General features: G+C 70.4%; 6 protein-coding genes. 2 read left to right on the top strand and 4 right to left on the bottom strand.

The genetic code is table 11. The features are described 5' to 3' along the window. Positions 1–14: 14 nt before the first annotated feature. From tatA to ACFTZB_RS09645, 3 genes are read right to left on the bottom strand one after another with little or no spacing between them, the layout of a single operon-like run. Positions 15–182 carry a Sec-independent protein translocase subunit TatA gene (tatA, locus tag ACFTZB_RS09655; protein WP_005252050.1) on the bottom strand — a complete coding sequence of 56 codons (168 nt, stop codon included), beginning with the start codon at positions 180–182 and terminating at the stop codon, positions 15–17. After that, entirely contained in the window at positions 182–856 is a 675-nt protein-coding gene (locus ACFTZB_RS09650; RefSeq protein WP_378431298.1) for a Rid family hydrolase, read from the bottom strand. Before ACFTZB_RS09650 ends, tatA begins: the two co-directional genes overlap by 1 nt. A gap of 30 nt (positions 857–886) precedes the next feature. After that, positions 887–2,491 (bottom strand): flavin monoamine oxidase family protein, encoded by a 1,605-nt coding sequence (locus ACFTZB_RS09645; protein ID WP_378431297.1) that lies wholly within the window; start codon positions 2,489–2,491, stop codon positions 887–889. A 202-nt stretch (positions 2,492–2,693) separates the two neighbouring features. Here ACFTZB_RS09645 and ACFTZB_RS09640 point away from each other — a divergent pair, with 202 nt between their 5' ends. Together ACFTZB_RS09640 and ACFTZB_RS09635 are read left to right on the top strand one after the other, a co-directional pair. After that, positions 2,694–4,208 (top strand): APC family permease, encoded by a 1,515-nt coding sequence (locus ACFTZB_RS09640; protein WP_378431296.1) that lies wholly within the window; start codon positions 2,694–2,696, stop codon positions 4,206–4,208. Continuing rightward, the gene (locus tag ACFTZB_RS09635) at positions 4,208–4,948 is read left to right on the top strand and encodes an IclR family transcriptional regulator (protein ID WP_378431295.1); all 741 of its coding nucleotides are present in this window, start codon (positions 4,208–4,210) and stop codon (positions 4,946–4,948) included. The genes ACFTZB_RS09640 and ACFTZB_RS09635 overlap by 1 nt, the downstream gene beginning before the upstream one ends. On the opposite strand, the gene ACFTZB_RS09630 is transcribed toward ACFTZB_RS09635, so the two are convergent. Next, a complete protein-coding gene (locus ACFTZB_RS09630) occupies positions 4,904–8,206 on the bottom strand; it encodes a BTAD domain-containing putative transcriptional regulator (protein ID WP_378431302.1) in 3,303 nt (1,100 codons plus the stop codon). The genes ACFTZB_RS09635 and ACFTZB_RS09630 overlap by 45 nt on opposite strands. Positions 8,207–8,284 lie beyond the last annotated feature (78 nt).

Here is an 8,284-nt window from a genome sequence, read left to right as displayed (position 1 = left end):
CCGGCTCGCTTCGTTTATTTCTCCAGTTCGGGGGCGTCCGCCTGCAACTCCCCCACCTCGGTCTTGAGGATCCGCATCGACCGTCCCAGGCCGCGGGCGGCGTCCGGGAGCTTCTTCGACCCGAACAGCACCACGAGCACCACCGCGATGATCGCCCAGTGGCTCGGGCTCAGCGCCCCCACTACTGCGGCTCCTCGCCGTCGGGGTACACGGCGTCCACCTCGACCTCGACGAGCCAGCCGGCGGCGGGCAGGCTCGCGACCTCGAGCGCGAACCGGCTGGGCCGTGCGGAGTTCCGCTCCATCGGGGCGGCCGGTTCGGCGGTGCCGAGCGGGACGAGTTCAGTGTCGCCGGTGTCGAGGTTGGTGTTCGCGAAGAACTGCCGGTATGCGCGGTTCCAGCCGGCGTAGTCGGCGCGGTCGGTGCCGGGGGCGTTGTCGAGGAACACCCGCATGGTCACGACGTCCTCGAGTGTCAGCCCCTGCGCCTCCAGGTTGTCGCGAATCCGCTTCAGCGCGTTGATGCCCTGCGCCTCGGTGATCGTGACGCCGGCCGGGAGTGCGCCACCGGAGAAGACGTCGGTGTCGATGTACGACTCGGGGGTGCCCTCGGGTGCAGCCTTGTTGGATGCGCCCGGGCCGATCCCACTCGATTTGTAGACGGCGGTGCCGCCGCCGATCGCGACCCCCTGCGCGATCATCGGATTCGCTTCTCCGGCTTCGAGAACGGACTTGGATACGAACGTGCTGCCGGGCGCTTCCGCCGCCGCCTCGTCGGAGGAGCACGACGTCGCCCCGGCGATCAGAGCGGAAGCGGCGAGCGCAGCGGTCACGGCCTTGGTACGAAAAGACTTCACAGTGCACAACTCCTGGTTCAGGGGAAAGGGTCAGGCTTCCTGGGCGACGCGCTCGTGGATGTGGGTGACGACGTCGCGGGCGGACGTCAGCGCGCCGTGCTGCCAGGCGATGGCGTTGGACAGGTGGTCGCCGGCGAAGTAGATCTTGTCGACCGGTTCGAGCAGCTTCTCGTACTCGGGGGTGGCCGCGCCGCCGTGCGAGCCGCCGCTGCCCGCCCAGTTCGCCCACGCACTCTCGGAGTACTTGGTGCGCCGCCAGCTGCCCGAGAACGACGAGGAGATGTCGCGGGTGTACTTCTCGCCGTGGATCTCCGAGCCCTCCGCGATCGCCTTGGCGAGCCGCTGGCGGTGGGTGAGCGACTCGAACGCCTCCTGCCGCTTGCCGCTGCTGTAGTAGGCGACGACCACGCCCCGGTCGGAGTTGTAGTGGTCGTACGGGAACATGATCTGCGAGATGTCCTTGTCGGTGTTGGACGCGCCGCCGTAGATGCGGTCCTCCGTCTCCCACCACCGGCGCGAGTACTCGATACCGAGCTTTCCGGACGACGACGGCTTGGCCGCCTTCAGCGCGGTGAGCACGTCGGCGGGCAGATTGTTCTGCAGTCGGCCGACGAGGTGCGGCGGGATCGTGCAGATCGCGTAATCGGCGGTGATCGACTTCCGCGCGCCGCCTGCGGTGTAGTCGACGGTGACACCGCCGGACACGTTCTTCATCGACGTCACCTCGGCGCCGAAGACGATGTTGTCGGTGCCGATCCGGTCCTGGAATGCGTAGTAGATCCGGTCCATGCCGCCGACCGGGGTGAACATCATCATCGCCTGGTCGTAGCCGAAGTCGAAGCTGAAGTTGCGGCCGATGCCGCTGCGGATCACTTCCTGCATCGCGAACGGCTTCTTCTCGGTGCCGAAGTTCAGTCCGGCTCCCGGTTCCGAATCGTAACCGCGGCGGGAGGATCCGAGGTAGCGGCCGTCGTCGGACAGGTCGCCGAAGTCGCTGAGGAATTCCGACAGCGCGTCCTTGTCCTCCCGGGACAGCACCTGGTCCAGGGCGCCCTGATCGGTGGCCTTCTTCAGCAGTTCGGACATGTAGCCGAACGTGTCGGCCTTCGCCGCCCGGTAGGTGACGGACTGTCCCGACAGCGACGTGTCGCTCGCGTAGTTCACGAACGTGTTGGCGTTCTGGTTTCCGAAGCCCTGGATCTCGACGCCGAGTTCGCGGCAGTAGTCGAGTGTGATGTGGCTTTGCGGGATGCGGGTGGCGCCGACGTTGTAGAAGTGGCCGTCCGAGAACGTGCACTTCTGCGTCTCGCCGTTCAGGTCGGTCTCCTCGGTGCCGCCGCGGGCGGTCCAGACGCGGCCGCCGGGCCGGGTGCGGGCCTCGAGGACCGTCACCGTGTATCCGGCCTTCTGCAGTTCGAATGCCGAACACAGTCCGGCGGGGCCGCCGCCGAGCACGACCACGGAGTGGCTGCCCTTCACCTTGCCGATGAGGTCGCCGGCCGCGAGCGGCTCGAAGGTGCGGGCGGGAGCGGCGGTCGACGGTGCGAGCCCGAGCGTCGACATCGCGCCGTACGCGAGTCCCGCACCCCCGGTGGCCCCGAGGCCCTTCATGAAAGATCTACGTGTGAATGCCAATTCGCGCTCCCATTCTTGCGCCCGGCGACCCGGGTAACTTGTCCGGATTCATCCTGGGAGGGACGCGAGTCGGGAAGTTGTCGGCGGCGAAACAGTCTGAGGCCACCGAGCGGGAACGGCCGCGGTCCGTTCTCACTCCCGGGTCGGCATTCGACCCGAAACCGAAACTTTGCCGCAACACGACGCCGCTAGTTTCACGCGCATGTCAGCACTTTCCGACGCCATCGCGCGTTCGTTCGCCACCGGCGAGCCCGCACGTGCGGCCTTGTCGCCGCTACGTGCGCTGGGCAGGCGGCAACTGTCAGGTGTCGAGGTTCTCGCCCAGTCGGTGGCGACGACGGCGCCTGCGGTGTCGATGGTTGTGCTGCCCGTCACCATGTTCACCCACCAGATGCTGCTCAGCGGTCTGATCACGATCGTCGTCGCGACGGTGGTGGTGTCCCTGATCGCGGTGTGCGTCTCGCAGTTCACGCGGCGCATGGCGGCCGCAGGGGGCCTCTACAGTTTCGTGTTCCAGGGTCTCGGCACCCGGGCCGCGCTGACGGCGGGTGTCGCGATGCTGACCAAGTACGTGGGCAGCGCGGTGATGACGCTGTATCACGGCGGCCAGGCCGTGATCGCGACGCTCGGCTTCTTCGGAGTGGAGTTGCGCGGGCCCGCCGAACGTCTCCTCGTGTATGCCGGGATCGCGCTCGTGATCCTCGGCTGCCTGGTCCGTGGGGTCCGGTTCGCGGCGCTCGCCATCCTCGCCGTCGAATCGTGCTCGTTGCTGTTCATCGCCGGTCTGATGATCGTGACCGGCGCGGGCGGCCAGCACGCCGCGGTGCCGCCGTCCGATTCCGCCTACGGGCCGCTGCTCATGACGCTGGCCGCGGTGTTCGCGCTGGCCGGATTCGAGAGCGCCACGTTCTTCGGCCCCGAGGCCAAGCGGCCGCTCGCCACCGTCACCCGCACCGTGATGCTCACGCCGATGATCTGCGGCGGCCTGTTCATCTTCTCGGCCTGGGCCGCCTGGTCCGGTCGCACCGACACCCTGGTGAACGCGTACCTCCACGGCACCGCTACCGGGGTCGACCCGGCCGTGGTGATCGCCCTGAACCTCGGGTTGGGCACGTCGTGGCTGGCGTCGGCGATGGCGTCGTCGAATGCCGCTTCGCGCCTGCTGTATTCGATGGGGATCGAAACCGTCGTCCCGCGCCTGTTCGCCCGGGTGCACCGCGGCTACCGCACCCCGTACGCGGCCCTCGCCGTCATCGTGTGCGTCGTGTGCGCGGGTGCCGCGACGTTCGGACTTGTCGGCAAATCGGCCGCGTTCGGTCACGTGCAGTTGATCGCCAGGACGGCGGTGGTCGCGGCGTACGTGCTGGTGGCGGTGGCGTCGGTGCGGTTCCTCAGCCGGATCGGGGAGCACACACCCCTCGTCCTGGCGGCCGGAGTCGCGGGCAGCGCCGCAGGCGGAATCGTGCTGGCCTACATGCTGTTCGTGAACGTGGCCCACGGTTTCACGATGGTCCCCGCCGTGGTGCTGGCCCTGTTGCTGTCGGGTTCGGCGTGGCAGTTGTATCTGCGGTGGCGCCACCCGGCGAGTCTGCGGTCGGTGGGTGTGTTCGACACCGCGGAGACGGACGACGTGCTGCCGGGGGCCGGGGTGTTCGCGACGGATGCCGCCGGGAACCTCGCGTTGACGGCGGCTGGACGCACTCCCGGGTCCCGGTGATGGGCGCCCGAGCCGGGGAGATCGCGGGCCACGAACCACGCGCCGTGCAGAAAGCGCTCGCCCTGCTCGAGGCGGTCGCGCAACTCGGGTCCGGGGCGACGGCGAGAGACATCGCCGCGCACGCGGGGATCCCCCAGGCCACGGCGTACCGGCTGCTCAATCTCTTGACCGCCGACGGCTATCTGGTGCGGATCGCGGATCTGTCCGGGTTCGCGCTGGGCCGCCGGACCCGGCAGCTGGCGGGGGCCGCGGAACCGGACCCGGTCGACCACCACGCCGTCCTCGAGGAACTGCGGGAACAGGTGCGTTTCGGGATCCATCTGGCGTCGTTCGCGGGCAGCCGGGTGCGACTCGTCGACCGCGATCCCGACCACGAACTCAGCGGCGAGAACACGATCGCCGCGCACCTGCACGCGTCCGCCATCGGCAAGGTCCTCCTCGCGTCCCGTCCCGACCTGGTCCCGCCGAGCCTGCGCAGGGTGACGTCGTCGACCATCACCGACTTCGGCGCGCTGCGGACCGAACTCGACGCCGTCCGGCGCACCGGTTCGGCCCGCGAGGTCGACGAGGTGCGCGCCGGCCGCAGCGCGGTCGCCGTCCCGGTGCACGACGCGCAGAACGCGGTGACCGGGTGCCTCGCGGCGATCGGGAAGACGGGACGGCTGGCGGTCGACGACCCGGAGCTGACCGACCTTTTACGCTCCTGCGCGGCGCGGGTCGGCGGCCGGGTGCCGGCCTGACGCCAGGTCGCGGCTGACGGCGGCGAGCGCATCCAGAATCTCGGTGTGCACCGCCCGACGTGACCACGCGCCGAACCTCGCCTGCGCCGACGTCCAGCGGTCCGCCGCGACGTTCTCGAGTGCGAACGCGACGTGCCGGTGGTGTTGCAGCGAGACGCTGTCCTGCCGGGCGCGCGCCGGGACGGACAGTGCCAGCAGCGCGAGACCGCGGTCGGCGTCACCGCGCGCGATCTCGAAACATCCGATGCCCGCCGCGACGGCGCCGGTGACCGGCAGATCCGGATATGCGCCCACACCCAGCCGGGAGCGTGCCCACTCCGCGAGCTGCGGAACGGTGTCCACCACCATCTCGGACCGGCCGTGCAGCACGTGGGCGGACACCACCGAGGCCGCCAGCATGAGTCCGTACGGATCGGCGTAGGGCGCGGCCGTGATCCGGGTGTACATCAGGTCCAGCGCCTCCCGGTACCGGGCGAGCCCCCGTTCGACGTCGCCGTCCTCCAGATCGGCTTCCGCGAGACTGCCGATGGCGGCTATCCGCCACTCGTCCTGCTGGTCGTCGGTCCCCGCGCCGGGACCGCGATGCTCGAGCAGCGTCTCGGCCAGCACCTTGCGGCCCGCCTCCACGTCACCGTCCGCGATCAGCGCGGAGGCCTGGAAACCCCACAGCTGATTCGCCTCCTCCTGCGCGCCCAGTTTCCGCAGCTGCTCGACCGCGACCTGATACAGCCCCACCGCGTCCCGGTAGCGTCCGGACTGGCTGTACAGCGAACCGAGGAACTGTGCCGCCATCGCCGTGCCCCACACGTCACCGATCACGGCGCACAGTTCGGAGACGGCCCGCGCATCGCGCACGGCACCGCGGAAGTCGCCGAGGTTCTCCCGCATGCTGGCTCGCGCCGCCAGCGCCGCCGCATGGGTTTCCCGATCGTGCGAGCGCACCCCTTCCGCGACCGCCCTGGCGTGCCGCCGCCCCGAACCCAGCGACAGGATGACATTCGCCGCGAACGCCGAGACCGGCGGCAGATCGGCACGCTCGCGGAGGAGGTGCCGCAATCGCGTCCGGGTGCGGGCGAGGGTGCGGGCCTGACCGCCGAACACCAGATGCATGGCCGCGAGCAGGAATGTGTACGCCACCAATTCCGAGTCGACGTCGCTCAGATCCGCGTCTTCCGTTGCCGCGAGGATCCGCGGCGTCCAGTTCATCACCTCAGAGTGCGCGCCCCGGATGGCCCACAGGCCACCGAGCACCGGGAACACGATCGCGACGGTTGCGGCGTCGCCGCGCTCGACCGCCCACCGGAGCACGGCGAGGAAGTTGTCGTGGTCGGCGTCGATGTCGTCGGCGAGCGCGACCTGGTCGGCACGGCACCGCACCAGCGCCTCCGACGCGAACGCGTTGACCCACACTCGCTGGCGGGCAAACACTTCCGGCTCCTCGGCGGCCTCGGCGAGTCGCTCCTCGCCGTATTCCCGCACCGTCTCGAGCATGTAGTAGCGCAGCGTGTCCGACGTCTCCGACACGGACAGCAGCGATTGGTTGACGAGGCCCTCGACGGCCTCCACGACATCGTCGACGCCGTCCCATTCCGCGATCGTCCGGGCGGCGTCGAGGGTGAACCCCGCCGGGAACCGGCACAGTCTGCGCAGCGCGATCTGCTGTTGCTCGCCCAGAAGCTGCCAGCTCCAGTCGATGACGGCGTGCAGGGTGCGGTGCCGTTCGGGCGACGTCGGGTCGTGCGAGCGCAGCAGCGCGAACCGGTGCTCGAGCCTGCGGCCGATGTCCTCGACGCTCATGCTGCGTACCCGCGCGGCGGCCAGTTCGATCGCGAGCGGCAGCCCGTCGAGGGTGCGGCAGACACTGCGCACGGTCTCCGGGTCGAGCCGCGCCGTGGGTCGTACTGCACGGGCCCGGGCGGTGAACAGTTGCACGGCGGGCGCATCGTCGTCGTCGATCGCCAGCGGCGGCAGCGGGTACACCGCCTCGGACGCGAGCATGAGCGGTGATCGGCTGGTCGCGAGGACGGTCAGCTGAGCGCCTGCGGCCACCAGGTCGGCCACGATCTCGGAGCAGGCACCGACGACGTGCTCGCAGTTGTCGAGAATCAGGAGCATCGGCCCCGCCGACAGCGCTTCCCGGAGCTTTTCCCGCGCCGAATGGATGCGGCTGAGGGTGAGCCGTCCCGGCGCGATGTCGATCTCGCTGAGACCGAGAGTGCTGCTGATCGCCGCCACGACGTCCTCACTGCTGCGCAGCGACGCGAGTTCCACCAGGGCCACGGACGTCCGCGCGGCGGCCCGCGCACCCAGTTCGTGCGCGAGCCGGGTCTTACCCGCACCGCCGGGTCCGAGGATGGTCACGACCCGCGAGGACGTGAGCAGTCCCTCGATCTCCGCCACGTCGGTGTCACGCCCCAGCAGAGCGTTCGGTGCCGCCCGGAGGCCGATCGCCGTGCGGTCCGGCGCCTCGGGGCGCCGGCCGTCCGACTCGGGTGCGCCGTCGCCGCGCAGGATCTCGGTGTGCAGCGCGACGAGGGCAGGCGACGGGTCTGCCCCCAGCCGATCGACCAGGCGCCTGCGGAAGGTCGCAAACACGTCCAGCGCCTCGTTGTCGCGCCCGAGCCCGGCGAGCACGCGCATGAGGTCGGCGTGCGCTCGCTCGTCGAGGGGTTCGGCGAGCACGTGGGCCTGCGCCTTCGGCAGAGCGGTCGCCCAGTCTCCGGCCTCCACCAGCGCCGCCCGGTCCGCGGCCTCGAGCCGGCCCCGGATCACCGCGGCGTCCGCTGCAAGTTCCGTTGCGGCGGCGCCCGCGGGAAGGTCGGCGCCCGGGTCGCCCCGCCACAGCGCGAGTGCGTCGCGGATCTCGTCCGGCCCGGCGCCGCCGCCGTGTCCCCGGCCCTGCAGTCGGCGTGCCACGTCCTCCGCACGGGTCAGGTCGACGGCGTCCCGGGACACGGCCAGCCGGTATCCGGCCGGGCCGATCTCCAGCGCCCCGTCCGGCAACGCGGCCCGCAGCCGGGAGACCTGTGTGTGCAGCGCGTTCATCGGGGACCGCGGCGGATCCTCGCCCCACACCTCGTCGATGAGGGCCTGCGCGGACCGGCTCCGGCCGGGATCGCGGGCGAGGGCGACGAGCAGGCTGCGCGCGCGGGTGCCGGGCAGCGGTGCGAGCGCGCCCGATCGCCGCGTCGATACCTCACCCAACAACGCGACCTGGATCGGCGCGCTTGCCGGTGCCACCGTCTCGTCCACGCTCATCTGCTGGTCCACCGCGTTCGATGGTATTGCACCGAGCGGACGCGAACTTCTCGAAGTTCGGTGTGGGTGCGGGCGCCT

This window comes from Rhodococcus sp. NPDC057014 (assembly GCF_042673295.1).
Taxonomy (GTDB): domain Bacteria; phylum Actinomycetota; class Actinomycetes; order Mycobacteriales; family Mycobacteriaceae; genus Rhodococcus_F.
The sequence above is the reverse complement of the archived record's forward strand: the minus strand, read 5'-3'. Positions and strand labels throughout refer to the sequence as shown.